The following is a 25,907-nucleotide window of genomic DNA, read 5'->3' on the forward strand; positions in this document are numbered from 1 at the left end:
ATACCGTCGCGAAAACGCAGGGCTGCAAGCATGGCTGATGTTTCGTCGTCGGGGTGCGCCCCGGTGTTCATGAATGACACGATACTGCGCAACGCGGTCAGGGCCCTCCAAAGGTCCAGGATGCGCGGGGCGCCCTGGTCTGTCGCAATGCGGGCACTTTCTTTGAGAGGCATTGTTGGTGGTCCGATCAGTGGGCGTGGGCGATTTGTGGCGAAAGCGTTCGGTGAAGGACAAGGGCCGCGGCGCCGAGTGTCGCTGTCATTCGCCCCGATGTGCCGCGTTGAAGGCGGGGTAGTTTGGGGTTGGGGCGGTTTGAGACTGATTGGGCAGGAAGCAGCGTGTGCGCGACGAAGTGGTTGAGGATCTGGTCTGGCATTGCGCCGCCAAGTATCACCGTTTCCGGATCAAAAATATTCTCAACGATCGTAACTGCATAGGCGAGAGCCTCGGTGGCTTGATTAAGCCAGTCGTACAGGTCGTTGTCTTCGTGGGTAAAAAGCTCATCTAGTGCTTCGATATCGTCGCCCTTTTTGCCGACCCTCTGCAGATGTCTTTGAACCGACGAACGGCTGAGCGCGCTTTCGAGATTGTCGCGGCAGCCGGGCGCAGGGATGTGGCCGATTTCGCCTGCATTGCCGAACGCGCCCTGAACAAGGTGGCCGCCGCTGACAAGGCCAAGCCCGAGACCTGCTCCAAAGTAGAGGTAGGCATAGGTGGAAAGATCTTGCGCAGCACCGCTGAGGCGTTCGGCCATGGCGGCGGCATTGGCATCATTGCTGACCTCGACGGGAAGACCGAGGGCATCGGAAAAGAGTGTGGTTGGGTCGACGTCGCACCAGTCTTCAAGTCCCGTGCCATGGCCTGCAATGCCAGTCGCACCGAAGGGACCGGGCATGACAATGCCGGCGCCAAGCATGCGGCGACGGGCATTGGGCACGTCGGCTAGAGCATGGTGAAAGAGTGTTTTGACCGTATCGACGATTGTGCCTGGGTCTGTCTTTTGCAGGGCGACGCGCTTGGTTACGGCCGCTTGGCCTTCCATGTTGAGAAGAGCTGACAAGACGGCATCTGGTCGGACTTCGATCCCAAGCGCGAAACCACCCTTTGGGTTCAACGCATATTGTCTGGCGGGTTGGCCGCGGCCAACGTTGAGGTGCCCGCGTTCAATCAATAGACCGTCGCCCGAAAGATCCGCAATGATGTTGCTGACGGCTTGGGTTGAAAGGGACAAAGCGCGGGCAATTTCCGCGCGTCCCATGGTGCCTTGACGATGGATTTGTCCCAGAACGGCTTGCCGGTTTTGGTGGCGTGAGCGCTCGGCATTGCTGCCTTGGAGGGGGGCGTGCTGAAACATAGTCGCGGATTAACTCAAATAATTTGAATAATCAATCTGGTTGAGTTAATCGGGAGGAAGGAGTCACAAAATCAAAAGTTGCCATCTAGGGAGTTATGCAATGAAAAAGCATTTTAAGGGCATGGTCGCAGCTGGCCTGACCTCGGCGACGGCCTTGTTCGCAAGCGCCGCCAACGCGGTCGAAATTGAGTACTGGCAGTATTTCTTCGATGCTCGTGTCACAGCGATGGAGCAGTTGATTGAGAATTTCCAGTCAGCGAACCCGGATATTACCGTGACGATGACGCATTTTCCGTATGCCGATTATCGCACCAAAGTTGCCGCGGCAATTCCAGCGGGTGAGGGGCCTGACGTCGTACAGTTGTTTTACGGATGGTTGAACGATTACGTGAAAGCTGAATTGATCCAGCCACTTCCTGCCGACACTTTCCCGCCGTCAATGGTGGATGAAGAGTTCTTCCCGATGGTTCAGGCCATGAAGGACGGCGATGCTTATTGGGCCTTGCCGACGGCAGTTCGATCGCTTGCCCTGTTTTACAACAAGCGTCTAATGGAAGAGGCCGGTGTTGAGCCGCCGACAAATTTGGAAGAGTTTTTAGCCGCAGCCGCTGCGATGACGAAATTCGATGGCGCCGGCAACATCACTCAGGTTGGTGTTACGGCGGGTATGACCGCGCAAGATCACCACTGGTGGCGCGAAGGTCTGATCCGTCAGATGGGCGGCGAGCCTTACACTAACGACTATCAAACAGTGAATTACAATTCGGAAGCGGGCGTGAAGGCACTTGAGTTCTACACAAACCTGTTTGAAGGCGAAAACCCTGTTTCGGCAATCGGCTTTATGGATGAACCACAAGCCGCCTTCAAAGCGGGTCGTGCGGGCATGCATATTGATGGCTCGTTCCGGATTGGATCGCTTGATAAAACACGCGGTCTTGAGTGGGGCGTAACCGAGCTTCCGGCGACTGCCGATGGCACGCGATCGAACTATTCGTCCTATTGGGTGAACGCGATCACCACGAAGGCCGAGGGCGAAAAGTATGATGCTTCAGTGAAGTTCATGGAATACATCACCTCGGATGAGGCGATGCAGATCTGGCTTGATGTCGTTGGCGAACTGCCGGCGAAACCATCGGTTGGTCTGACTGAGGCAAATGCGAACAACGATGTTTATGGACCGTTCATCCGTGGTCTGGCTTATGCCAACACAACCAAATTCGCTAACGAAAGTGCGCAGCGCCAGCTAATGGTTGAAATGGTTGAGCGTATCCAGCTTCAGGATATGAGCGTCGAAGACAGTATCGCAATTGCCGCCGAAGCTGAGCAGAAGATCCTCGACGAATATTACAGCGACTGATGCTGTTCTTGCCGCTCCGGTCTTGATGATCGGGGCGGCGTTATCGACCCCTAAGGGCGACATCAATGTATCGCAATCTCACCATTCGCCAGAAGCAGATCGTCTGGGCCTGGAGCTTCCTGGCTCTACCAGTGATTTTCTATGTGGTGATCAGGTTTTACCCGACGGGGAATGCCATTCTGATCAGCTTTCAGAACTGGAATCTTCTTGGAGATCGGACCTGGGCGGGGCTGGAAAACTACGAGAAGCTTTGGAATGATCCAACCTTCTGGAAAGTCTTTCAGAATACATTTTTGTATCTGCTGATCGGTACACCATTCAGCCTCGTTCTTTCGTTTTTGATTGCGTATCACCTTGATAAGTTGAGGTTTATGCACGGATTCCTCAGGATGCTGTATTTCCTGCCATTCATGACAAGCGCGGTTGCGATGGCCTGGGTTTGGCGCTGGTTTTACCAGGATGTACCGGTTGGATTGTTCAACAACATTCTGGCGGGTTTCGGAATTCCGCAGATCAGTTTTTTGAACTCAACCACCAACGCTTTGCCGTCTGTGTTGGCGCCAGCGGTTTGGGCCGGGCTTGGGTTTCAGGTGATTATTTTCATGGCTGGAATTCGGGCCATTCCAACAAGCTATTACGAGGCTGCAAAGATTGACGGGGTCGGATGGTGGACAATCTTGACGCAGATCACACTGCCGCTTTTGCGCCCGACAATCGTGTTCATCGTGGTGTTTTCGTCCATCGGCTTTTTGCGCATATTTGACCACGTCTTCAATATGACGACGAACAATCCGGGCGGTCCTTTGAATTCGACGAAGCCGCTTGTGCTGATGATCTACGACACGGCGTTCAATGGGTTCGACATGGGGTATGCGGCCGCGCAGACCGTTGTCTTATTTACCATTTTGCTGATTGTCTCGCTTATCCAGCTTCGCTTGTTGAGGAGCAACTAAATGGTTGCGGCTTCAGATATTCCGCGCGCCTCTTCAGATGCGCTGTTGAACGTGCAACCCGCGCGCAAGCCGCGCAATATGGGGCAGATAATTCGCTGGTTGGTGCTTTTCTTCGGCGGCATTTTGATGGTCATGCCGATTGCCTACATGATCTCGACGTCGCTGAAATGGCCGCACGAAGTCTATAACGTCAATCTGATCCCCGAAGAGCCGACAATCGAGAACTATACCTTCGTTCTTGAGGACGGTCGGTTTTATTGGTGGTTCTTAAATTCGATTATTATCGCCACGCTGACGACGATCTCGAACCTCCTTTTTGACTCGCTGGTTGGCTACACGCTATGTAAGTTTCGCTTTCCTGGACGACAGATTGTCTTCATCGCGATCCTGTCCACGTTGATGATCCCTACCGAAATGCTGGTGATCCCGTGGTATCTAATGAGTCAGAGTTTCGGGTGGCTTGATAGTTATTGGGGGATCATGTTCCCGGGAATGATGACGGCATTTGGCACGTTTTTGATGAAGCAATTCTTCGAGAGTGTCCCAGATGATTTCATTGAGGCGGCGCGCATCGACGGGCTCAATGAGTTACAAATCTGGTGGACCGTGGCGATGCCATTGGTGAAGCCGGCTTTGGCCGCCTTGGCGATCTTTGTGTTCCTTGGCAACTGGACGGCGTTCCTGTGGCCTCTGATCGTTACCAACTCAGTTGATATGTATACGATACCAGTGGGCCTGTCGGGCTTTGGCGACGAGGCCGATGTGGCGTGGGAGTTGATCATGACCGGGGCGGCCGTCAGCACAATTCCGACGCTGGTTGTTTTTCTGGTTTTCCAGCGGTTCATCATCCGCGGTGTCGTTATGGCTGGATTGAAGGGATGACAGACACAAGCGTTTTCCCTGATCCGACCTACAAGGAGACGGTTCTTGCGCCTTTGTTTGAGGGCGTCAAATTGCATTATGCAGGCCACATGGCGACGATCAATCGGGCCCATTTGGTGATGTTGATTGAGACCGGCATTTTGTCGACGGACGACGGGGCAAAAATTGCTGTAGCGCTCCGTGATGTTGAGGCTGCGACCGATATTGGCGCTTTGACTTACACTGGTGAGTTCGAGGATTATTTCTTCTACGTCGAAGCAGAATTGCGGAGCCGTCTCGGTGACTTAGGCGGCGCACTTCACACTGCACGCTCGCGCAATGATATGGACCATACGCTGTTTAAGATGGTTCTTCGCACTAAAGCAGAGGGCTTGCTTTCAGGGATTGTCGGGCTGTCTAATGCACTGGTTGCAAAAGCAGAGGCGGAAGCGGACACTTTAATCGTGGCTTTTACGCATGGCCAGCCCGCACAGCCGACGACGTTTGGTCACTACCTCGGTGCGATCATCGAGGTCGTAAACCGCGATGCGGCGCGTCTTTCCGCTGCGATTGAAAATCTGGGGCATTGTCCAATGGGGGCAGCAGCAATCACGACGTCCGGTTTTCCCATAGACCGCAGGCGGATGGCCAACCTTCTTGGATTTGAGGGGCCGCTGGTCAATTCCTATGGCTGTATCGCGTCTGTGGACTATGTGACCGGGCTTTATAGTGCGATGAAGCTGGTCTTCCTTCATCTCGGGCGCGTCGTTCAGGACATGGCGTTCTGGTCAAGCTTTGAGGTCGGGCAGCTTTACGTGCCTAATTCTCTTGTTCAGATAAGTTCGATCATGCCGCAGAAGCGCAATCCGGTACCGATTGAGCATATGCGCCACCTGTCGTCCGTTACTGTTGGTCGGTGCGATATGGTTGTGAACACGATGCACAATACGCCGTTTACGGACATGAACGACAGCGAGGGCGAGGTTCAGCAGGTGGGCTATGAAGCGTTTGAAAGCGGGCGGCGGGTCATCGACCTTTTGACGGCATTTTTGCCAGCATGTTCAATCAACGAAACGAACGTGCGGCGCAATACGGATGCGGCCTGTATCACGATCACCGAACTTGCAGATACTCTGGTGCGCGAGGAGGGGCTTACTTTTCGTCAGGCCCATGAGATCGCTGCAAAGACTGCGCGTGTGGTCATTGCGCAGTCCATCCCGCTTGGAGATGGGTTCGAAGCCTTCACGGCCGCCTTTGGCGCCGAGGTCGGGCAGGGCCCGGCAATGGGCGAGCCGGATTTCCGCCGCGTGACGTCGGCTGAAAACTTCGTTGCTGTGCGCAACTGCATTGGAGGGCCGGCGCCAGAGGCTTTGGCGCAGGCCTTGTCGCACTACGGCGAAGAATTGAACGCTATCGGTGCGGCGCAGCGCGTGCGTGTCGACCGTATTCACAGTGCTGCCAGGCGTCTCGACACGGCATTCACGTCCATTCTGGAGACCTGACCTTGGCCAATCTTGCCTTACGCTCGCTTACGAAATCCTACGGGTCTACCGAGGTGCTTCACGGTATTTCGCTTGATGTGGCGGATGGGGAATTCGTGGTCTTTGTCGGTCCTTCCGGCTGCGGGAAATCGACGACCTTGCGGCTGATCGCGGGTCTTGAAGAGACCACAAGCGGGATCATCGAAATTGGCGACCGCGAGGTGAATAATCTTGAGCCCAAAGAGCGCGATATTGCGATGGTGTTTCAAAACTATGCGATCTACCCGCATATGTCGGTGAAAAAGAATATCGCGTTCGGATTGCGATCTTCAAAGATGCCAAAGCCCGACAAAGAAAAGCGTATTCAAGAGGTTGCTGGTATTCTCGATATGGTGGACCTGTTGGAGCGTAAGCCTTCGCAGCTTTCAGGTGGGCAACGGCAACGGGTCGCCATTGGGCGGGCCATGGTGCGTGATCCTGCCGTGTTCCTGTTTGACGAACCCCTTTCCAATCTTGATGCGCAACTTCGCACACAGATGCGTCTGGAGATAAAACGTCTGCATCAGCGGGTCGGAAATACGATCATCTTTGTGACCCATGATCAGATTGAAGCTATGACCATGGCAGACCGCATCGTGATCATGAAAGATGGTCATATCCAGCAAGTCGGCACGCCAGCCGAAGTTTACCACAAGCCCGCAAATACTTTCGTCGCCCGGTTTATTGGCGCGCCTTCGATGAACATGTTGTCGGCACGCGTGACCGATGGGGGGGTGACGCTTGAAGGCGGGCAGCGCGTGGCTATGGAGTTTGACAGGATACCCGAGGTTTCCGATGTCCTGATCGGTGTGCGCCCTGACGATTTGCACCCAGACGACATTAACCCAATCATCAGTGGTCAGGTCACCGTTCTTGAGCCTTTGGGCCCCGAGACGCTCATCTACGTGGAAACGCCAAGCGGTGAGGTCATCGCGAAGGCAGATGGGCGTAGCCCCCCGAAGGTTGGCGATACGGTTTATCTTGGCGCGGGCGTCGAGCATTTGCATATGTTTGACGCTAAAACCGGAATTGCTTGGACATGAGCGCGGCGATCCTTTGTGCCGGGCGGCTTTATTGCGATGTCGTCTTCACAGGGACGCCACGGTTGCCGACGCTTGGGACCGAAGTTTTTGCCAAAGGTGTGTCCCTGCATGCGGGTGGAGGTGCGTTTATCACCGCTGCAACCCTTGCGGCCTTGGGAGAGCGTGCGTCGCAGTTTTCCATTATTCCAGCCGCGCCGTTCGACTCCACCGTTCTTTCGCAACTCGCGGCGCACAAAGTCACATCAAAACTGTGCCGCCCTGCGTCCGCGGGGGCAGATCCGCAGATCACAGTGGCCATACCCTGTGGGTCAGATCGGGCTTTTTTGACACGGGCTTCCGGGCAGGCCCTTCCGCCGATTGATCCTGGTGCGATGTCAGCGTTTTCCCATCTGCATATTGGCGAGCTTGGAACACTTGAGGAAAATCCGGACTTGGTTGACCACGCTCGCAGGTGCGGGATGACCATTTCGCTTGATTGCGGCTGGCAAGATGAATTTCGCCCTGAGGTTCGGGATTTGATTGCTGCCGTAGATGTTTTTCTTCCCAATCAGCGTGAGTTGGAGGCATTGCTTGCCATTGGGGTGCCGGAGACATGTGCTGCTTTAACCGTGGTAAAGAATGGGAAAGCTGGTGCCAGGGCGCGAAAGTTGCGCCAATCAGAATGGGTGCATGAAGCGACCAAACCTTTGCGCGTTGTGGATGCCACTGGTGCCGGAGATGCGTTCAATGGCGGCTTCATTTCGCAATGGCTGAAAGGTGCTTCTCTTCAGCTGTGCCTTCAAAGAGGCAATGCCTGCGGCGCAGCGTCAGTTCAATCGGCAGGTGGTGTCGGCGGATTGGCAGGAGTGGTGGACGGGCAATTGGCTGAACCAAGCTTTCATTAACGGCTAACAGGCGATTGCCACGCTGATATGGCCGCAAAGTGCACTCAAATGCATCTCCGTTTTGCCCACTTTTTTTGTTTAGAAAGTGAGCAATAGGGTAATAAACACCCGGTTTTGAATGGAACCCTGAATGGCAGCAATCGTACAAGAAGACGATGGCATAAGAAGCGCTCTTTGCGCGCTCCCCAAGTTCGGATTGTGCCCGGTTGAGACATTCACCGTTCAGAATTTCGCCTTGAGATGTGCGACGAGGCTCTGGGCGTGACGATCTTTATGAGCCTGCGAAAGCTGTTTGCACGCGATGTTCCCGCGCCGGATGCCGAGCCTTTTCGCCTAACTGGACGGCAAGGCCGCATGCAAGTTTCATCCAATGTTGTTGAGATCACTCAATTTAATGAGATTGAAGGAAATGTGCAATCGCCCAAGTCAGAAAGCGCTAAGCACGAAAATACCAGCCCAATGGTGAGGCCGAACGGCCGTAGCGGGCGCGTCAGGACACGCCTTTTACCGGAAGGCGAACAATGTGGATCAAATAATCGGTCTGAAGGATTTGACACGATGCGCTCTGGTCGCGTGCGCCGGCCGGTTGGCTGGCTTGTTATCATTGAGGGCCCCGGAATCGGCGACTGGTTTGCTTTGGAAAGTGGGTTGACGCACATTGGGCGCGGAGCAGTTCAAGACGTTTGTCTCGACTTCGGGGATCAGACGATTTCGCTACTGAACCACGCTTATATTACATACGACATTGCACAGCATCGCTTTCAGATCAGCCACGGTGAAGGTATCAATTGGGTCCGATTGAACGGTGTCACCGTCGAAGTTAAAGCCGATCTGTCACATGGTGACCGAATTACAATTGGTAAAACTACCCTGCGGATCGCCGCATTTTGCGACGATCATTTCAGCTGGGCGCCCATTCTAGACAAAGGAGGATCGAAATGACCTCGCAGGCTTATGCGCGTTTTGATGTTGCCACAGCACTTGGCCAGGGAATGAGAGAGATCCAGGAGGATGCGGTCGTCACTGACTTCCCAGCTGGAATGGATGTAGGGTTTGTGGTTCTTGCAGACGGAATGGGTGGCCACGCTGCCGGTGAAATCGCAAGTTCCATTCTTGTGACAGAAGTCTTTGCAGAGTTGAAATTCAAGCTTTCTGACTTGAAGAAGCATGAGGCGCATATTCCGGAAATTCTGAAAAGTGCGGCGATGACGTCAAATGCATGTATTCGCGACTACGTCTCTGAAAATCCACGCAACTACGGCATGGGCGCTACATTGGTCGCGCCGCTTCTTGTAGAAGATCGACTGTACTGGATCTCGGTAGGGGACTCGCCTTTGTACCTGCATCGCGATGGCGCTATGTGGCAATTAAACGAAGATCATTCGATGGCACCCGAGATCGACCGAATGGTCGCGAAGGGTCTTCTTTCCCCCGAGGAAGGCTTGCATCACCCTGACCGCAATTGCCTGCGTTCGGTTTTGCTTGGCGATAGCGTGGCAAAGATTGATTGTCCGCAAGAACCGTTTCATGTTCGCGAAGGCGATATCGTTTTGGTTGCCAGCGATGGTTTGCAATCGCTCACCAACGCCGAGATTTCGGCTGTGGTGAGCGACAACGAAGAACGCTCGAGTACTGAGATTGCATTTGCGTTGCTAACTACTGTGAATGCATTGAAAGACCCAGATCAGGATAATATTTCGGTTTCGGTTATCAAAGTAAACCGTACGCAGGCGGCGGCGGCTTTTCCACAATACCGATCCCGCCGTGCTGTTGGTGGTATGTCTCAGACAAGGCTTTTATCATTCCAAAGAGAAGGTTAAGTAAAATAGCTCAATTATCTTCTTACACTTTTTCCCTGCTAATATTCCCGTCGTTTGCTTGTTTGCGTTTGCGTTTGCGCACAGGTCCAGTCTTTTGATTTTTTGGCCCAAAGTCAGATTGTGGAAGGGACGTCTTCCTTCAAATATACCTGTACACTTCATATGGAGCATCGACAGAGCGTGCTTTTGACCGCGCGGACTCTGAGGATCTTACTGCTGTAGTTGCCGCACGTGCGTCCTTCTTTGGAGACCAGATACAAAGCCCCCCTCGAACCCAAGCGGCGAGGCCAATGCCAGTGGTTGGTGGCTTAGTTGCTCAGCGAGTTGAGCCCGGCCAAGGTCTTGCAGGTAGTCGCGTATCGATGCTCGGCGATGGTTCCGCTGACGCGCGGAAAAGGACAGTAATTCCCTCAACTGCGGTTGGAGTGCTATCGCGTTGCATTGTCGTAAAATTGGTATCTGCGACCGCAAACACAAAACTGAAACTTGCCTCGGATACGGTAGGGAACGAAATTTGTGGAGGGCGCGCAGCTGTCACAAGCCTCTCTAGGCGTGGAAGCGTTGCGGACTGTTCGCCTTGCAGTAAGACTGGCGACGCCACTGCAGCCGTCCATTCCACGTTAGCAGTGCGCGCGTCAGTGTCTGATGGGATCACGCTCTCAGTCAGGAATGTCGGAATGGTAGGTTCAATTAGAGCGGGTGTTGCGTAGGGCGCCATTGGGACCGCCTCCGCCACAACAGCAGGGGTTTCTTGATCGATTACAAGTTCTTGCGCAACGGTGCCTTGGGTCATCAAATAGCCAGCGATGCCGGCGCTTGCCAAGATAGCGACTGCGAGACCGCCGATCAAAGCCACCGGCTTGCCGCGCTTGGCATCACATTCGGCCGATAGCATTTCTCTACGAACGCTGATTTCTCTCAAGTCTGGGAGAGTTTCGTGTTTCTCAATCTTTCCGGGTGCGGGAGCCGGTGCTGGCACGCTGGCATGGACGTCAATTTTCTTGACCTTTGTCTCGGATTTTGCGGGCCGGTTTGCCAACCGACGCATCCACTCCTCGGCGGTCTGGATGCGGTCTTTTGGGTTGATCTTTAGCGCGGTGTCAATCGCTTCTAGAAACCGCGGAGGATAGCCGTGAATGCGTTTTGCAAGCGGCACATATGGGTCGGGCTGCTTTTGTGCGAGGGCTGACATTCGCTTTTGTCCGTCTTCTGGCGCTTCGCCAGAGATCGCGTGGTACAGTGAGGCCGCCAGAGAATAGATGTCGCTCCAGGGGCCCTGATCGGCTCCGGCGATGTAAAATTCTTGCGGGGAATAGCCGTCTTTGACGAATTTCATCTGAGAAATCGCCCGCTTCGAGCTTGGCACCGTCTTTCGTGCGGCTCCGAAATCAATCAGGATCGGTTCGCCCGTCTTATCTATCAGAATGTTGTCGGGTGAAATATCGCGATGCAACATGCCCATGTTGTGGATGTATCGGACGGCGGGCAAAATTCGCTTTGTAAGACGCAGAATTTCTCTTGCGGTCATGCGCTCGAAATCGAAATCTATCCGCTCGAGCAGGTCCATTCCATCGATAAAGTCGATCGCCATATAAGCGGTGTCATTTTCCTCGAATACCTGGTGCACGTGCACAATGTTCTTATGGGTGAGGGCCGCTAGATTGTGGGCTTCGGATACAAAGCCTTCGATCATGCCTGCGAGTTCATTTGTGTATTCGGCTGAGCGGGCGGCCACTTTTGTGCCTTTGCGCCGACACATCACGCCGGGGAAGCATTCTTTGATAACGACCGGGCGTCCCAGGCTGTCTCGGGCGCGATATGTAATACCGAAGCCGCCGCTGTTTAGGTATTCGTCAATCGTGTACTGGCCGCGCAAAAGCGCAGTTCCAGGCGCCAATTCATCCCCGGTATCGGCGGGCAATCTTTCGTCACTCTCGCGAAAATTACTCAGATTTATGACTTCATTTCGTAGCAGTGACGCAGCTCCCCGTGGGAAAGAATTTTTGGCGTTCTGGTGCGCCGTTTCGTCGTGGTTAATGCTCGTTTAGGGAGAGAATGTGATTACAATTGGGCGGGCTGAGGGTGTGTTCTTGCCGCTGGCACGACCACAGTGCGTTTGTCGGATCGTGAGCTTTGCCGGAACTATTGGCATTGCATCTGTGCGCTCTTCCTCAAAAATGTGAAAACCGGCTGCGACACAGGACGTTATTCTAGAGATATCAATGGGTTATGGTGTAATGTTGACCCTGCCTTTGAGGCTCGGGATGTCTTTCCAGCGGCCGCTTTGGGGCCGCTGGAGAGTATTATTGCAATCGCGTTAAGCGTGTGCGTCTAGTTTCCATAGGCTACAGAGGGCAGCCACGTCACAAGCGCCGGAAATTCGAAGACGATGAGCAATCCAAGGAGTTGCAGCAGCACGAATGGGATCACGCCTTTGTAGATGTGGGCAATCGTGACGCCCGGAGGACACACACCCTTAAGGTAGAACAGCGCGAAGCCCACCGGCGGCGTCAAGAAGGACGTCTGCAACGTGACGGCCACCAAGATCGCGAACCATGTCACCACGGGTTCTGCTACCTGATTGAAGTCTGGTATATCGCTCTCGATGCCGAGGCCCTGAATAATCGGCAACATCAATGGCATGATGATGATCGTAATCTCGATCCAATCAAGAAGAAATCCGAGCAGGAAGATGATGAACAGGATGAAAAGGATGATCATGTAAGGGTCATCAAATACCGACAATACGAGACCTTCGATGATTTCATCGCCGCCGTAACGACGTAGAATGAAGGCAAAGAAGTTTGCCGCCAAGAAGATGCCGACGATGTAACCTGAAGTATTGAGCGTCGAGCGGCTGACTTCGCGCAAAACCTTGAAGTTCAGGCGGCGGTTGCCAAGAGCCAAGAGTGTTGCACCAAGGGCACCAAGGCCGGAGGCTTCGGTCGGAGTTGCGATGCCGCCAAAGATCGATCCAAGTACAAGGAGGATAAGCATCATCGGAGGGACAACTGCTTTCAAAACCTCTTTGACCACCGTCCAGCCGAGTTCCTCGGTTTTCTCTGGTGCAGGCATCGCGTCGGGTTTGATGAGGCCGTAGATCACGATGAAAGTGATATAAAGTCCGCCAAGAATGAGGCCCGGGAAAAGGGCGCCCATAAACAGATCACCAAGGCTGATGGCCAGCTGGTCTGACATGATCACCAGCATGATTGAGGGGGGAATAAGAATGCCCAATGTGCCGGCTGATGCGATAGTTCCAGTGGCGATCGGCTTGGAGTAATTCTGCGCCATCATCGCGGGCAGGGCCATTACGCCAAGCAGCGTGACAGATGCGCCGATAACGCCGGTTGAGGCGGCAAGGATGATGCCGATCAAAAGAACCGTCAGGGACAAGCCGCCGCGCAATCCGCCGAACAGTTTTTGCATTGAATGCATCATGCGCTGTGCAACGCCTGACTGGTCCAGCATCAGGCCCATAAAGATAAACATTGGCAAAGCGACCAAAACAGGGTTTTTAACCGTGCTGCCGAAGATACGTCCCGAGAGCGCGCCAAGTTTCTGGTAATCGATGCCGGTGCGATCGAATTCGATTATGCCGCGAAAGAAGCTGCGGTTTGGATCGAGGAAGACTTCGGCGATCACAACAAAAACAAGACTGACCCCCACCAGAGCCATGGCAACCGGGATGCCGCGAAACAGCATCCAGATGAAGGTCATGAACATCGCAATGACTGCGATTTCGTTCAGGGTCAGAAACTCAAACATGTCTTACGATCCCGCCTTGCGCGATGTGTCCCTGGCACGCAGAGCCAGGATAATGATTGGGGTCAGGATCAAAGCTGCCGCAACTGTGTAGGTCAGCTCGTAGTTGCCGAACTCGATTTCACCAAAGGCCGGTCCGCGGGCGATGTCTCGCGCCGAGGTTCCCTCTTCAGCGAAGGCCGACATGATAAGATAGAGGCCGTAGTAAATAGACAAGTTGACGAACATAAAGGTCGCGGGGAATGCAGCCCAAAGTTGGCGCCAGAGTTTTGGCTCATGCAGGCGTGTGAGATTGCGGACAATGGCTGACCAGCAAGCGATGCCAATAAAGACAAAGGACGCATTCATAAAGGCCTTCAGTATCCACAAGCCATGCAGGCCGTTGGGGCTGTCGGAGCCCTCGTTGGCGCGGATGGAGCTTAGCGCGTAGTCGTAGGTAACGTCCCAAGACAGTATGATGAACGGCAAAAACAGCCAACCAAGCGCGAACAAGTTGATTCGTGTCTTTTTTTCAGGCGGGAAACTGTCATAGAGGATATCGACGCGCACGTGGCTGTCGGTCGTCACCGCGTATCCGACGCCCATCAGAACGGCTGCTCCGTAAAGCCACCATTGCAGGTCATCAAGCCAAGCTTGGTTCATTCCATTATTGCGCAATATAACTTGCGCGGTAATCGCCAGCATCAGGATCGGAAACAGCCAAGCCGCAATGTTTGAGACCTGGATGATAAAACGGTCGCCACGATTGTGTTCTTCTCGTCCAATCTCTCCGGGATCAGATACAGCAACGAGTTCTTCTACGGTATCCATGATGCGATCTCCTCCCAAAGACATATACGCGGCACAAAGGGGCGGCCTTGCGCCGCCCCTTTGATGGTTAGTTCAAGTCGTCGCTATCAGTTGCGCGGACGCTTCAGGTAGATGTTGTCATTCCAAACTTTGTAGCCTTCGCGGAATTCCTGAAGGTCGGCCCAGACTTCTGCGAAGTAAGGGTCCTCTGCTGCAAGCTCTGCTGCAACTTCACCCCATGCGCTTTCGAATGCCGCCAGCATCTCATCCGGCCACTGACGGATGGTAACGCCGTTTTCCTCAACGTTTACCTTCATGGCGCCAAAGTTCACCGCCTCGCCTTCAGCGTAGTTGGTGGTGATGTTGGCGAGACATGCGATTTCGATCTGCTTTTGGGACTTCTCATCAAGGTCTTCCCAGCGATCTTTGTTGATCAGCAGTTCGAACATCGTCGCAGGCTGGTGCCAGCCAGGGAAGTAGTTGTTCGATGCAATATTGTAAAAGCCAAGACGTTGGTCGATCAGAGGCATCGAGAATTCGGTTGCGTCAATTGCGCCGCGCTCAAGTGCCGGGAAGATGTCGCCTGCTGCGAGAAGCGATGTCGAAACACCAAGACGCTGCATGACTTCGGCGCCAAGCCCGAAGAAGCGCATGTTCAGACCCTCAAGGTCTGCAACCGACTTGATCTCTTCTTTAAACCAACCGGATGTCTCTGGCGCGATGATACCGCACGGCAGAACTTTTACGTTGTAGCCGTTCTCGTCATACATGCGCTGGAACAGCTCGTGGCCGTCATCGTAAAGCATCCATGCAAGAAATTCACCGGCTTCCGGACCGAAAGGGACGGCTGCAAAAAGCGAGGCGGCGGTGATCTTTCCCTGCCAATAACCTGAAGTTGTATAGGCTGCGTCCACGGAACCGCTGGACACTGCGTCGAGCGCTTCAAGAGTTGGGACAAGCTCGCCCGGATCAAAGTGTTCGAACTCCACGTCGGAGGCGATGCTGTTAATCTTCTCGACAAAGTCCACGCCAGCGGTACCAAGAATCGGAAGGTTGCGGGAAAACGCTGATGTCATTTCAATGACTTCTTGCGCCTGTCCTGCGCCACTAGTTGCCATAACTGCAGCGAGACTTGCCGCGATTGTCTTGTTTCTCATGGTATTCCTCCCAGAATATCAGCCCTTTTCGGGCTTTATTGGTCAAAGAATTTATGCTGTGAAGCATGACCAGTGCGCCACGTTGCGAGTTAATTGTGTTCGCGGAGTTAATACATGTCGCACCGATGCACAACTTGTGAGGGAAAATTTCCCTATCTTTACTATTTGTGGCGCATCTCTCGCGGCAGTTTAGCTTAAAGCCTTCCTCCACCTCACGAATGCCTATTTATTCAGCAGTTTTTTTGGCGCGGGCTCTAGCTTTGAGTGTCGACAATGTTTCCGCTGTCGAGGTGGCCCTGAACAGGAGCCCAGAATGAAAGAGTTTTGTCGTTAATGCTTGGCGCCATTCCAGCGTGTCGGCCTTTTGTTGTAGGAGTGGCTGAAGGGAGCGTTTTGATCGCTTCGCCTGCAGAATTACGACGATAAAAGCGTGACGTTCAATTTGCCATTTTGTGCAGTATTTCGCTCTCCATAGGCGCTCTTCATACTTGGTTTGACACCGTGTATTAGGATGAAATTCTTCTTGTGAGGACGAAGATGGCAATTGAGAAATTCACGGGCAGTTTTACCCAGCAAGAACCACTCCCTGCCGCGGCGCTCGAGCGCGTCAATGCGGTCTTGAATTCGGGGCGCCTTCATCGCTATGGCGCTGCGGATGGAGAGGTGCCGCAAGCGCAGCAGGTTGAGGCAATCTATGCCGAATGGCAGGGTGCGGATTATTGTCTTGCGGTGACATCGGGGGGGCAAGCGTTGCAAATCGCGCTTCGTTCAGTTGGCGTGGTGCCAGGCGATACGGTTCTGACAAACGCCTTCACTCTTGCGCCAGTTCCCGGAGCGGTCGCAGCTGTCGGGGCGACGTCGGTTCTTGTAGAAACGGACGCGAACCTGACGATTGATATCGAAGACCTCGACCGCAAGGCTGCAATATCAGCTGCGCGCGTGCTGCTGTTGTCTCATATGCGCGGGCACATTGCTGACATGCAGCGCGTACTTGCGGTCTGCAAGGCGCGGGGGTTGATGTTGGTTGAAGACTGCGCGCACACGATGGGAGCGACTTTTGGTGGCGCGCGTTCGGGAAGCCACGGGGACGTCGCTTGTTTTTCGACGCAAACTTATAAGCACATCAATTCTGGAGAGGGTGGGTTTCTCACGACCAACGACGCTAGAATTGCGGCGCGTGCAACGATGCTGTCGGGCAGCTATATGAATTTCATGCGCCATGGAGCTGGACCGGATGAAACGGAATATAAAACAACGCGTTACGAGATGCCTAACATGTCAGCACGGATTGATAATCTGCGTGCCGCGCTTCTAATTCCGCAGATCGAAGGCTTGGATGGCAATGTCTCGCGGTGGAATTTGCGCCATGACGTTTTGGCTGGCGCGCTTCGAAACGTTCCGGGAGCGGTTTTGCCCCAAGGTCTTGCAGATGTGCGTCGGGTTGGTTCCTCTTTCCAGTTTCGTCTCCCTTCGGCAGATAAGGACATTTGCCGTGCGGTTGTCGCGCATGCAGCGACACTTGGGGTCGAGCTGAAATGGTTTGGGGCCCCGGAGCCACTTGGTTTCACCTCAAACCATAAAAGCTGGCGCTATATGGCGGAGCAGTCTTTACCCGCGACCGATGAAATCTTGCTGACGCTGTTTGACATGCGTGTGCCTTTGAGCTTCTCGTTAGTTGATTGTGCTCAAATCGGCAGTATTCTTCAGCATGTGCTAGAGCAGGAAGTCGGCTTGATTAACGCGTGAGAATTGTGCCCCAAGCCATTGGGTAATTAGATTTTTTTGTTTTCGGCCTGTAGGGCCGTCACAGCAATCATATTGACCACATCTTGGGCTGTGCAACCGCGCGATAAGTCATTTGCTGGTCTTGCAAGACCTTGCAAGATCGGGCCGATTGCTGCGCACCCACCGATACGCTGGGCGATTTTGTAGCCGATGTTACCTGCGTCAAGATTTGGAAAAATCATTACATTGGCTTGCCCTGCCACGTCAGAGCCCGGTGCCTTTGAGGCACCGACAGATGGGGTGAAGGCTGCGTCGAATTGTAGTTCGCCGTCGCTTGCAAGGTCAGGCCGCTGTGCCCTGAGGAGGTCAGTTGCCTTTGAGACCTTGTTAACCGTCTCATGTTTTGCGCTGCCTTTTGTGGAAAAGGACAGCATTGCGACTCTAGGTGTTTCGTTTAGCAGGGCGGCGTAAGAGTCGGCCGACTGAGCTGCGATAGTGGCCAGTTCAAGAGCGCTGGGATCGATGACGAGCCCGCAGTCGGAAAAGACCATGGCGGTCCGACCGGACGGGTGGTCGTCGGGCAGAACCATAATAAAGAGGCTGGAAACGAGGGCTGCGTCGGGCGCTTTGCCAATAACCTGAAGCGCCGCGCGCACGGTGTCTGACGTTGTGGCAACAGCGCCGCCAACGGTGCCGTCGGCTTGACCGAGGCGAACGAGCATGGCTGCAAAGATCAGAGGATTCTGCGCTTCCGTGGCTGCTTTTTCGGGCGTGACCCCTTTGTGTTTACGCAGTTCGAAAAATGCGCCGGCGACGTCTTTCGTTAGCGCCGATGTTCCGGGATCTTCGATTTTCAAGGCATCGCTCGGTGTTCCGCCTTGGGCGACAAGCTCGGCTCTGATCGCCTCTGCCGGACCGACGAGAACAATAGATGCAAGGTTCGATGCAACGGCTTGAATTGCGGCGGCAACGATCCGGGGGTCGTGGCCTTCGCTTAGGACAATACGTGAGGAGTGCGCCGCCGCTCGGGCGTGTAAATCATCCAGAACTGACATGCGGCACACTTCCTGTTTGTCATGAGGGCGCTTTACGCGCCGATCTGTTCGATCATATCGGATGCACTGATGCCAGCGACTGCAACGGGCTTCTTCATCGCGTCGCGGCGGAACGGATCGCCAAGTTCTTGGTTGATCATGGCTTCAATCAAGGTGGTCTTGCCATGCTCCATCTGGTCCTTGATCGCTTTGTTCAGCGCTGCTGTCAGCTCGTCCATCGTGCGCGCGACGACACCTTCCAGGCCACAAGCCCGCGCGATGCCAGCGTAGCTGACTTGCTCGTCAAGCTCAGTCCCTACAAAGTTGTCCTCGAACCAAAGGGTCGAGTTTCGCTTTTCCGCACCCCATTGGTAGTTGCGGAACACGACCTGCGTGATTGCAGGCCAATCACCGCGACCGATCGCCGTTAGCTCGTTTACTGCGATGCCGAAAGCGCCATCGCCGGCAAAGCCCACGACCGGAACACTGGGCCGGCCGATTTTTGCACCAACAATTGCCGGAAGGCCATATCCACAAGGGCCAAACAGACCCGGAGCAAGGTATTTTCGGCCCTCGTCGAAGTCAGGATAGGCATTGCCGATCGCGCAGTTGTTGCCGATATCGGACGAGATGATCGCGTTGCGCGGAAGCGCCGATTGGATTGCGCGCCACGCCATGCGGGGGCTCATCCAATCTGGCTTGGATTTACGCGCACGCTCGTTCCAGTCGGTCCCCGGATCGTCCTGCTCGTGATCCATCGAAGACAGCTGCTGAGCCCAACGCGACTTAGTTTCCGAGATCTTTGCTTTGCGCTCGGAACGACCTGCGTCGCCTGCGCCATCTGTGAGGTTTTTAAGGATGCCTTTTGCCACGCGCGCGGCGTCGCCGACGATACCGACGGTGACTTTTTTGGTCAAGCCGATGCGATCGGGGTTGATGTCCACCTGAATGATCTTTGCATTTACTGGCCAGTATTCAATGCCATAGCCTGGTAGGGTCGAGAACGGATTAAGGCGTGTCCCAAGCGCGAGGACTACGTCCGCCTCCTTAATCAACTCCATCCCGGCCTTTGAGCCGTTATAGCCAAGCGGCCCTGCAAACAGTGGGTGCGAACCTGGGAAAGCGTCGTTGTGCTGGTAGCCAACGCAAACGGGTGCGTCGAGCTGCTCGGCCAGAAGGCGAGAAGCATCTATCCCGCCGGCTGAAAGCACCACACCGGCGCCGTTCAGGATGACCGGGTTCTTGGCGGTCGACAAAAGAGAGGCTGCTTCGACAACCGAGTTTTCACCGCCCGAGGACGCTTCGAATTCGATCGGATCGGCAATTTCGACATCAATAACCTGAGTCCAGAAATCGCGTGGAATGTTGATTTGGGCAGGGCCGGAGAGACGCTTGGCCTGACTGATTACACGTGTCAGAACTTCGACTACGCGAGAAGCGTCGCGGACTTCTTCCTGGTAGGCAACCATGTCTTCAAACAGTTTCATCTGCTCGACTTCCTGAAAGCCACCCTGACCAATGGTTTTGTTGGCGGCCTGCGGGGTGACCAGAAGCAAGGGTGTGTGGTTCCAGTAGGCGGTCTTTACGGCGGTGACGAAGTTCGTGATGCCAGGACCGTTTTGCGCGATCATCATCGACATCTTGCCGGTGGCACGGGTGTATCCGTCCGACATCATGCCTGCGGAGCCTTCGTGCGCGCAGTCCCAGAACTTTATGCCAGCTTTTGGGAAAATGTCTGAAATGGGCATCATTGCTGAGCCGATGATCCCGAAAGCGTGGCCAATGCCGTGGCGTTGCAGGACTTTAACAAAGGCCTCTTCAGTGGTCATTTTCATGAACGGTCTCCCATATTAGTCAGGCCTCCGGAGCGGAGGCGTTCGCGATGTAATTAGCGTCCGAGCGGCACCGCACAGTAGGGCCAGAGAGGCTGTGTCTCTCAGTCCAGTTTTGCGATCTCTTCGGCAATAAGTTCGATACCGCGTTGAATCTTCGATGATGAAATCGACGAATAGGCCAATCGGTAGCGATTGTTTGGTCCCTTGCCCGGAGCATAAAAGCTTCGACCTGGCTCGAGGACAACGCCTTTTGCACGCAAAGCAAGTGCAAGGTCTTCGGTGTCGACGCTTTCGGGCGCTTTCATCCAGAAACACGAGCCTCCTGACACGGCCGGAACGGCATAGGTGAGCCCGCAATCATCAATCGCCGCCTCCATAATCTGCCGGCGGCGTTGGTAGGCTTTCCGCATTCTGTTGATCTGAGCATTGTAGTGCCCAAGCGACAGGAAGTTTGCGGCGTTGCGTTGGATATGCCACGGCGGATGGCGCATTATGGTCGAACGAAGCGCGCGCGCCTGTTCGATTAGCGCGGATGGAGCAACCATAAAGCCAAGTCGCAAGCCGGGGAATAAGGATTTCGAGAATGATCCGATGTAGACTACGCAACCCGCCCCATCGAGCGATTTCAACGTGGGCGATGGAGAACGTTTGAACGCAAGTTCAAACTCGTAGTCATCCTCGACAATAACAAAGCCTTTTTCCGAAGCCAGGCGAAGCAGTTCTTTTCTCCGATCCAACGGCATGCTGGCATTTGTCGGGCTGTGATGGCTTGGCGTGGTGAACACCACATCCACCTGATCTGGAAGCGCGTCGGGGGGTAGGCCATCTTCATCGACATCCACTTCAACCGTGTGGCACCGCGTTTCGCTAAGGATTTCTCGAAATCCACGGTAGCCGGGGTTTTCGATCACGGCGATCCGGCGCTGGGTCAAAAGAAGTTGCGCCGTAAGCCACAAGGCGTTCTGTGCGCCCATCGTCACAAGAATATTTTCGGGGCGGGCGCGAATGCCACGTCGCGTAGTAATGTTGCGTTGGATGTACTCGATCAGCTTCGGGTCGTCGCGCTCGTACTGATCCAACGTGAGCGCGGCGAAGTCCTTTTGCCCGAGGGCCTGAAGCGCGCAAAGGCGCCAGTTTTGATGGTCGAACAACGACTGGTCGGATTGTCCGTAAATGAACGGGTAGGGGTAGCTTTGCCAATCGTCGGGGCGCGTGATTGTGCGAGCCGGCGGCGGGCGGTGATTGAGAACTCGAGCCCAGTCGAAACTGCCGTCGGTTTCGTCTTTTGACAGTTCGAAATTGGGAGAGCTGGGGGCAGTTTCCGATACGAAATATCCCGAACGACCACGGGCTACGAGATAGTCATCTGCCACAAGGTCCGTGTAGGCGATGGTAACTGTTATCCGACTGATGCTCAGATGTTTGGCCAGCATCCGGCTGGATGGCATGCGCTCGCCAGCGCGGTAACGGCCGGAAAGGATACCCTCCACGACTGCGCGTTTGATCCGGTGCTGCAGCGTGCTGTCGGGGTCGGGTTCCAGAAAGAATGTGTCGAGGTGTATGACCATATCTGGACCGATCCTGCACGAGAATCGGTCCAGATACTAGGTCCAGATTTAGGACTTACCTTTCCAAGGCACGAGATAGTCTTCGGCCTTGCGCATCAGGATGTCGATGCCGTAGCCAATGACCCCGATCAGGATGATACCCATGATCACGATGTCGGTTAGCTGGAACTTCGAGGCGACCATGATCATCATGCCCGCGCCTTTTTCCGCAGCGACAAGCTCTGCCGCCACAACCGTGCCCCAACAGACGCCCATTGCAACTCGCGCGCCGGTGAAAATCTCCGGCAGCGAATTCGGCATGATCACGTAACGCATGATCTGCCATTTGGACGCGCCGAGAGAGTAGGCCGCGTGCACCTTTGTGATGTTGACGCCAGACACGCCCGCTCGGGCGGCGATGGTCATGATCCAAAGTGCTGCAAGGAACAAAAGGATGATCTTGCCGGTTTCACCGATGCCAGCCCAAATAATCACAAGCGGGATCAAAGCGAGAGGTGGGACAGGGCGCATAAACTCAACGATCGGATCAAACCAACCACGGAACCAACCCGAGAGACCCATCGCATATCCAAGTGGGATACCAACGAGCGCGCCGAAGATAAAGCCAACAACAACGCGAAAAAGCGAGAACCCAAGGTGCTCAATAAGCGTCGAATTCTGGTACCCTTCGCTTGAGATGCTGACAAGCCGGCCCCAAACCGCTTCGGGAGATGGAAGCCAGATCGGCTCCATTTGCCAGCCCTTTGCAGGCTTGTAGTTGAGTGTGCCTTTGGACGTCATTGAAACGGCGCCACTAGCGACCGAGACTTCCTCGCCGGGCGCGATGGCTTTACCATCGATCGCAACGATTGCGGCTCCTTCTTTGCGGCCAATTTCATCGTTTGCGTCGACGCGGATCAGTTTCGAGCGCCAAGCGCCGACAATGTCACTATCGTTTTTCGCGAACCCGTCGCCTGGATCAACTTCAAGGGCCTCGACTTCTTGACCAACCCTGAAGACGCGAAAGGAAACTTCGGCGTCGTCGGTTTGTCCGTCGCTCGTTTTTACCGTGTAGCTGAAGGACGAGTCGCCAACGAACGGGCCGGGCGCATGGATTGGAGTTAGTTTCGAACCGGTAAAGGCAGCCCAGATCAAAAAGATCGCTATAACCGAGATGAAAGACGCGGCGCGATTTGGTGTGACCGCACTTTCGTCGCCGAAGGTTACGGTTTTAAGAGACGTGAAGTCTCGTGAGGCATCCATGCGCGAGTTCACGAACTGGACTGCAAAGAAGGCAGCCACAAAGATTGCGATATAGATTAAAAGAATGATCATGCCGCGTCCTCCGACCGACCCATGATCTCATCTTCCATATCCCAGATCATGTTGAGGATTTCCTCACGGGTCTCATTGTATTCGGTGTGGTGTTTTACTTCGCGCAAGTCAGCGCCGACGCCCATTTCTGCGAATGGCAGGCGGTATTCCTTATGAATGCGCCCAGGGCGGGGGGCCATTACAATAAGTCGCTCTCCTAACAAAAGGGCTTCTTCAACCGAGTGCGTGATGAGAATGATCGTCTTGCCTGTCTCTTTCCAAAGATCAAGGACCAGCGACTGCATCTTTTCACGTGTCAGCGCGTCAAGGGCGCCAAGGGGTTCGTCCATGAGGATGACGTCGGGGTCGTTGGCAAGGCAGCGAGCTAGGGCAACACGTTGTTGCATGCCGCCGGATAGCTCATAGATCGCTTTGTCTTTGAAGTCTGCCAATCCGACGACCTCAAGAAGGTGATCTACTCTCGGACTGTATTCGGATTTGGGAACCTTATTCATCTTCGGACCGAACGCCACGTTCTCGCGTACATCCATCCACTCGAACAAAGCACCTTTTTGGAACACCATGCCACGTTCTTGCGCGGGGCCGGTGACGACGTGGTCGTTCAGCTGCACGGTCCCAGATGTCGGGGCCAAGAAGCCTGCAACAATATTCAGCAAAGTGGTTTTGCCGCAGCCCGAGGGGCCAAGAACACTCATCAACTCGCCGCTTTGAATGTCGAGAGAGACATCCTGCAAGGCTTGCACATGACTGCCGTTCGGCAAGTCGAACCGCATCGAAATATTGTCGAGCACAAGACTAGACATAATCGGGCTCCCTTATTATTTTTGATCTTCATCTGGCCGGGCTGTGAGCAAAGCGAGTCCGGCGGCACATCATTTACTGTGCATAAGATAAAGGCCCGGCGCGAGTAAAACCTGCGCCGGGCCGATAGTTTTTGCGATTACATTGCGTTTGCAGCAACCAACGCGCTTGTGTTGATCGTTGGCGCATAACTATCAAGCGCACCGTCAATGGAACCAGCAGCAACGAAAACGTCTGCAACGCCTTTCATCGAGCTTTGAACCGTACCGCCGAACCATGCCGCACCCAGCTGCTCTTCAACGGATGGGAACTTGAAGGTTGCCAGCGTTTCGGCTGTTGCAGTTTCATCCATACCAGCGTCTTTTGCGATGACCGGTATCATTGCGTCGGCATCGGCGCCACCAGCGTTCCAGATTGCGTTTGCATCTGCAGTCACTTTCAGGAACTTGGCCAGCAATTCGCCTTCTTCAGCGATGAAGTTCGCTGGTGCAGTCGTGGCGTCAAACACCAAAATGCCGATTTCTTCTTTTTCGGCTCCCGTCAGGAGAACGTTACCGCTTTCCTTCATGCGACGCAGCGCGCCACCCCAACCACAGGCCATGTCGATCGCCCCTTGAGCAAGAGCAGCAGCTCCTTCCGCAGGCGCCATGTCAACAACTTCCAGCGATGCAACATCAACGCCGAAGTGGGCCATCTGGCTCAGGAAACCGAAATGTGCGGCGGTGCCAAGTGGTACAGCAACTTTTTTGCCGGCTAGTTCGCCTGCGCTCATCTTGTCGATTTCAAGATCAGTGCGTACGACGCAGTTGTCGTTGTCCGAGTAGGACACGGCGATGTCGACGATCTGGATGTCCTGACCCGCAGAGGCTGCAACCACAAAAGGTGGTACACCTTGGCTGACGGATATTTGCACGTCGCCGGATGCCATTGCAGCGGACATTGCTGTGCCGGTGTCAAAGCTGACCCAGTTGACCTTGATGCCCATTGCTTCATCGTAAGCGCCAGTCACTTTGGCGTACTGAAACGGCATTGGCCATTCGAGGAAATACGCAACTGTGATCTCGTCTGCGGCTTTGGCTACGTTGACCGAGGCCATCATCGCCATGACAGCTGCGGTGCAGCCGAGAGTGATTTTCGTTTTCATACTATTCTTCCCTGAGGTTCCCGGGTTTTTTGTTTTTTGACCCGATTTCATTCACCGGGGGACACTATAGACGGATAGAAATGGAAGCCCATAGGTCCAGTAATCTTGTTGCGCTTAAGGCCAGTTTTGCGTTCAGTCTGGTCTGAAGGCTCTCTTCAAAAGTCTTGTACTGGCTCTATACCCGAACAGCGACTGGCCCTAACGTGTATTTTTGGAATGAAGCAAAACAAACCGTCAAGCCGCATTCGGATGCGATTTAAAGCGAGGGAAACGCCGTGAATACGCAGATAACCAAAAATGACCTCACCCAAGTTGTGGAGGCCGACCGGGCGCATCTTTGGCATCATTTGATGCAGCATAAATCTCTTGAGTCCAATGATCCGCGGATCATCGTCGAAGGTAAGGGGATGCGGGTCTGGGACCAAAACGGCAAGGAACACCTTGATGGTGTGTCGGGCGGCGTCTGGACTGTGAACGTGGGCTACGGCCGCGAGCGTATCGCCAATGCTGTGCGCGATCAGTTGGTGAAGATGAACTACTTTGCCAATTCGGCAGGGTCGATCCCAGGATCGATTTTTGCAGAAAAGCTGATTTCCAAGATGCCGGGTATGAGCCGCGTCTACTATGTGAACTCGGGATCTGAGGCGAATGAGAAAGTCTTCAAGTTGGTGCGTCAGATCTCGCACAAGCTTTATGATGGCAAGAAATACAAAATTCTATATCGGGACCGCGACTATCACGGCTCAACACTGGCGACGATGTCGGCGGGCGGTCAGAACGAGCGAAATGCGCAATACGGACCTTTTGCGCCGGGGTTTGTGAAGGTCCCGCATTGTCTTGAGTATCGCAGCCAATTCGGCGACGTGGCCGACTATGGAATTCGGGCTGCAAACGCGATCGAAGAGGTCATTTTGCGCGAGGGGCCGGACACCGTCGGCGCGCTGTGTCTTGAGCCTGTGACGGCGGGCGGCGGCGTGATCACG

General features: G+C 54.4%; 21 protein-coding genes. 10 read left to right on the forward strand and 11 right to left on the reverse strand.

Translation table 11 applies throughout. From position 1 onward, the window contains the following. Nucleotides 1-187 precede the first annotated feature (187 nt). Entirely contained in the window at nucleotides 188-1,258 is a 1,071-nt protein-coding gene (locus tag AC221Y_RS05700) for an ROK family transcriptional regulator (RefSeq protein ID WP_299753780.1), read from the reverse strand. Nucleotides 1,259-1,454: 196 nt separating this feature from the next. Between AC221Y_RS05700 and AC221Y_RS05705 the strand changes: the two genes are divergently transcribed. The 8 genes from AC221Y_RS05705 to AC221Y_RS05740 all read left to right on the forward strand — a co-directional run bounded on the left by AC221Y_RS05705 (nucleotide 1,455) and on the right by AC221Y_RS05740 (nucleotide 9,792). Then, the gene (locus AC221Y_RS05705; RefSeq protein ID WP_486706932.1) at nucleotides 1,455-2,711 is read left to right on the forward strand and encodes an extracellular solute-binding protein; all 1,257 of its coding nucleotides are present in this window, start codon (nucleotides 1,455-1,457) and stop codon (nucleotides 2,709-2,711) included. 65 nt (nucleotides 2,712-2,776) lie between these two features. Beyond that, nucleotides 2,777-3,664, forward strand: a complete 888-nt coding sequence (locus AC221Y_RS05710) for a carbohydrate ABC transporter permease (RefSeq protein ID WP_299753782.1) — start codon at nucleotides 2,777-2,779, stop codon at nucleotides 3,662-3,664. Next, nucleotides 3,665-4,546 carry a carbohydrate ABC transporter permease gene (locus tag AC221Y_RS05715; RefSeq protein ID WP_486706933.1) on the forward strand — a complete coding sequence of 294 codons (882 nt, stop codon included), beginning with the start codon at nucleotides 3,665-3,667 and terminating at the stop codon, nucleotides 4,544-4,546. It abuts the gene before it with no gap. Then, nucleotides 4,543-6,027 (forward strand): argininosuccinate lyase, encoded by a 1,485-nt coding sequence (gene argH / locus AC221Y_RS05720; RefSeq protein WP_299753784.1) that lies wholly within the window; start codon nucleotides 4,543-4,545, stop codon nucleotides 6,025-6,027. Before AC221Y_RS05715 ends, argH begins: the two co-directional genes overlap by 4 nt. 2 nt (nucleotides 6,028-6,029) lie before the next feature. Then, nucleotides 6,030-7,088 carry an ABC transporter ATP-binding protein gene (locus tag AC221Y_RS05725; protein WP_299753785.1) on the forward strand — a complete coding sequence of 353 codons (1,059 nt, stop codon included), beginning with the start codon at nucleotides 6,030-6,032 and terminating at the stop codon, nucleotides 7,086-7,088. Beyond that, nucleotides 7,085-7,972, forward strand: a complete 888-nt coding sequence (locus AC221Y_RS05730) for a carbohydrate kinase family protein (protein WP_486706934.1) — start codon at nucleotides 7,085-7,087, stop codon at nucleotides 7,970-7,972. The genes AC221Y_RS05725 and AC221Y_RS05730 overlap by 4 nt, the downstream gene beginning before the upstream one ends. Before the next feature lie 558 nt (nucleotides 7,973-8,530). Further along, nucleotides 8,531-8,914, forward strand: a complete 384-nt coding sequence (locus AC221Y_RS05735; RefSeq protein WP_486706935.1) for an FHA domain-containing protein — start codon at nucleotides 8,531-8,533, stop codon at nucleotides 8,912-8,914. Beyond that, nucleotides 8,911-9,792: a PP2C family protein-serine/threonine phosphatase gene (locus AC221Y_RS05740; protein WP_299753788.1), complete on the forward strand. Its 882-nt coding sequence runs from the start codon at nucleotides 8,911-8,913 to the stop codon at nucleotides 9,790-9,792. The genes AC221Y_RS05735 and AC221Y_RS05740 overlap by 4 nt, the downstream gene beginning before the upstream one ends. Nucleotides 9,793-10,108: 316 nt before the next feature. On the opposite strand, the gene AC221Y_RS05745 is transcribed toward AC221Y_RS05740, so the two are convergent. The 4 genes from AC221Y_RS05745 to AC221Y_RS05760 all read right to left on the reverse strand — a co-directional run bounded on the left by AC221Y_RS05745 (nucleotide 10,109) and on the right by AC221Y_RS05760 (nucleotide 15,503). Continuing rightward, entirely contained in the window at nucleotides 10,109-11,713 is a 1,605-nt protein-coding gene (locus AC221Y_RS05745) for a serine/threonine-protein kinase (RefSeq protein ID WP_486706936.1), read from the reverse strand. Nucleotides 11,714-12,123: 410 nt separating this feature from the next. Further along, nucleotides 12,124-13,560, reverse strand: coding sequence for a TRAP transporter large permease (locus AC221Y_RS05750; RefSeq protein ID WP_299754857.1), 1,437 nt, complete (start codon nucleotides 13,558-13,560; stop codon nucleotides 12,124-12,126). 3 nt (nucleotides 13,561-13,563) lie between these two features. Continuing rightward, nucleotides 13,564-14,367, reverse strand: coding sequence for a TRAP transporter small permease subunit (locus AC221Y_RS05755; protein ID WP_299754855.1), 804 nt, complete (start codon nucleotides 14,365-14,367; stop codon nucleotides 13,564-13,566). Nucleotides 14,368-14,453: 86 nt separating this feature from the next. Next, nucleotides 14,454-15,503: a TRAP transporter substrate-binding protein gene (locus AC221Y_RS05760; protein WP_299754853.1), complete on the reverse strand. Its 1,050-nt coding sequence runs from the start codon at nucleotides 15,501-15,503 to the stop codon at nucleotides 14,454-14,456. A gap of 537 nt (nucleotides 15,504-16,040) precedes the next feature. On the opposite strand from AC221Y_RS05760, the gene AC221Y_RS05765 reads away from it, so the two are divergent. After that, a complete protein-coding gene (locus tag AC221Y_RS05765; RefSeq protein WP_486706937.1) occupies nucleotides 16,041-17,249 on the forward strand; it encodes a DegT/DnrJ/EryC1/StrS family aminotransferase in 1,209 nt (402 codons plus the stop codon). A gap of 26 nt (nucleotides 17,250-17,275) precedes the next feature. Here the strand turns inward: AC221Y_RS05765 and pta are convergent, their stop codons facing one another. The 6 genes from pta to AC221Y_RS05795 all read right to left on the reverse strand — a co-directional run bounded on the left by pta (nucleotide 17,276) and on the right by AC221Y_RS05795 (nucleotide 24,924). Further along, nucleotides 17,276-18,283 (reverse strand): phosphate acetyltransferase, encoded by a 1,008-nt coding sequence (pta, locus tag AC221Y_RS05770; protein WP_486706938.1) that lies wholly within the window; start codon nucleotides 18,281-18,283, stop codon nucleotides 17,276-17,278. Between the two features lie 32 nt (nucleotides 18,284-18,315). After that, nucleotides 18,316-20,097: a sulfoacetaldehyde acetyltransferase gene (gene xsc, locus AC221Y_RS05775; RefSeq protein ID WP_486706939.1), complete on the reverse strand. Its 1,782-nt coding sequence runs from the start codon at nucleotides 20,095-20,097 to the stop codon at nucleotides 18,316-18,318. Nucleotides 20,098-20,198: 101 nt separating this feature from the next. Then, nucleotides 20,199-21,665 carry a MocR-like pyridoxine biosynthesis transcription factor PdxR gene (pdxR, locus tag AC221Y_RS05780; protein ID WP_486706940.1) on the reverse strand — a complete coding sequence of 489 codons (1,467 nt, stop codon included), beginning with the start codon at nucleotides 21,663-21,665 and terminating at the stop codon, nucleotides 20,199-20,201. 48 nt (nucleotides 21,666-21,713) lie between these two features. Then, the gene (locus tag AC221Y_RS05785) at nucleotides 21,714-22,979 is read right to left on the reverse strand and encodes an ABC transporter permease (protein WP_299757233.1); all 1,266 of its coding nucleotides are present in this window, start codon (nucleotides 22,977-22,979) and stop codon (nucleotides 21,714-21,716) included. Continuing rightward, nucleotides 22,976-23,782: a taurine ABC transporter ATP-binding protein gene (locus tag AC221Y_RS05790; RefSeq protein ID WP_299757231.1), complete on the reverse strand. Its 807-nt coding sequence runs from the start codon at nucleotides 23,780-23,782 to the stop codon at nucleotides 22,976-22,978. Before AC221Y_RS05790 ends, AC221Y_RS05785 begins: the two co-directional genes overlap by 4 nt. A 137-nt stretch (nucleotides 23,783-23,919) precedes the next feature. Next, nucleotides 23,920-24,924, reverse strand: a complete 1,005-nt coding sequence (locus AC221Y_RS05795; RefSeq protein ID WP_299757227.1) for a taurine ABC transporter substrate-binding protein — start codon at nucleotides 24,922-24,924, stop codon at nucleotides 23,920-23,922. Nucleotides 24,925-25,274: 350 nt separating this feature from the next. Between AC221Y_RS05795 and AC221Y_RS05800 the strand changes: the two genes are divergently transcribed. Continuing rightward, nucleotides 25,275-25,907 (forward strand): aminotransferase class III-fold pyridoxal phosphate-dependent enzyme (locus AC221Y_RS05800; RefSeq protein ID WP_486706941.1); only part of this gene is annotated, 633 nt, incomplete at its 3' end.

Source organism: Boseongicola sp., from assembly GCF_057460485.1.

What these genes read in the sequence shown, in the direction of transcription:
- AC221Y_RS05700 (WP_299753780.1), bottom strand. Translation starts at nt 1,258, where the DNA reads ATGGGACGCGCGGAAATTGCCCGCGCTTTGTCCCTTTCAACCCAAGCC.
- AC221Y_RS05705 (WP_486706932.1), top strand. Translation starts at nt 1,455, where the DNA reads ATGAAAAAGCATTTTAAGGGCATGGTCGCAGCTGGCCTGACCTCGGCG.
- AC221Y_RS05710 (WP_299753782.1), top strand. Translation starts at nt 2,777, where the DNA reads ATGTATCGCAATCTCACCATTCGCCAGAAGCAGATCGTCTGGGCCTGG.
- AC221Y_RS05715 (WP_486706933.1), top strand. Translation starts at nt 3,665, where the DNA reads ATGGTTGCGGCTTCAGATATTCCGCGCGCCTCTTCAGATGCGCTGTTG.
- argH (WP_299753784.1), top strand. Translation starts at nt 4,543, where the DNA reads ATGACAGACACAAGCGTTTTCCCTGATCCGACCTACAAGGAGACGGTT.
- AC221Y_RS05730 (WP_486706934.1), top strand. Translation starts at nt 7,085, where the DNA reads ATGAGCGCGGCGATCCTTTGTGCCGGGCGGCTTTATTGCGATGTCGTC.
- AC221Y_RS05735 (WP_486706935.1), top strand. Translation starts at nt 8,531, where the DNA reads ATGCGCTCTGGTCGCGTGCGCCGGCCGGTTGGCTGGCTTGTTATCATT.
- AC221Y_RS05740 (WP_299753788.1), top strand. Translation starts at nt 8,911, where the DNA reads ATGACCTCGCAGGCTTATGCGCGTTTTGATGTTGCCACAGCACTTGGC.
- AC221Y_RS05750 (WP_299754857.1), bottom strand. Translation starts at nt 13,560, where the DNA reads ATGTTTGAGTTTCTGACCCTGAACGAAATCGCAGTCATTGCGATGTTC.
- AC221Y_RS05755 (WP_299754855.1), bottom strand. Translation starts at nt 14,367, where the DNA reads ATGGATACCGTAGAAGAACTCGTTGCTGTATCTGATCCCGGAGAGATT.
- AC221Y_RS05760 (WP_299754853.1), bottom strand. Translation starts at nt 15,503, where the DNA reads ATGAGAAACAAGACAATCGCGGCAAGTCTCGCTGCAGTTATGGCAACT.
- AC221Y_RS05765 (WP_486706937.1), top strand. Translation starts at nt 16,041, where the DNA reads ATGGCAATTGAGAAATTCACGGGCAGTTTTACCCAGCAAGAACCACTC.
- pta (WP_486706938.1), bottom strand. Translation starts at nt 18,283, where the DNA reads ATGTCAGTTCTGGATGATTTACACGCCCGAGCGGCGGCGCACTCCTCA.
- xsc (WP_486706939.1), bottom strand. Translation starts at nt 20,097, where the DNA reads ATGAAAATGACCACTGAAGAGGCCTTTGTTAAAGTCCTGCAACGCCAC.
- pdxR (WP_486706940.1), bottom strand. Translation starts at nt 21,665, where the DNA reads ATGGTCATACACCTCGACACATTCTTTCTGGAACCCGACCCCGACAGC.
- AC221Y_RS05785 (WP_299757233.1), bottom strand. Translation starts at nt 22,979, where the DNA reads ATGATCATTCTTTTAATCTATATCGCAATCTTTGTGGCTGCCTTCTTT.
- AC221Y_RS05790 (WP_299757231.1), bottom strand. Translation starts at nt 23,782, where the DNA reads ATGTCTAGTCTTGTGCTCGACAATATTTCGATGCGGTTCGACTTGCCG.
- AC221Y_RS05795 (WP_299757227.1), bottom strand. Translation starts at nt 24,924, where the DNA reads ATGAAAACGAAAATCACTCTCGGCTGCACCGCAGCTGTCATGGCGATG.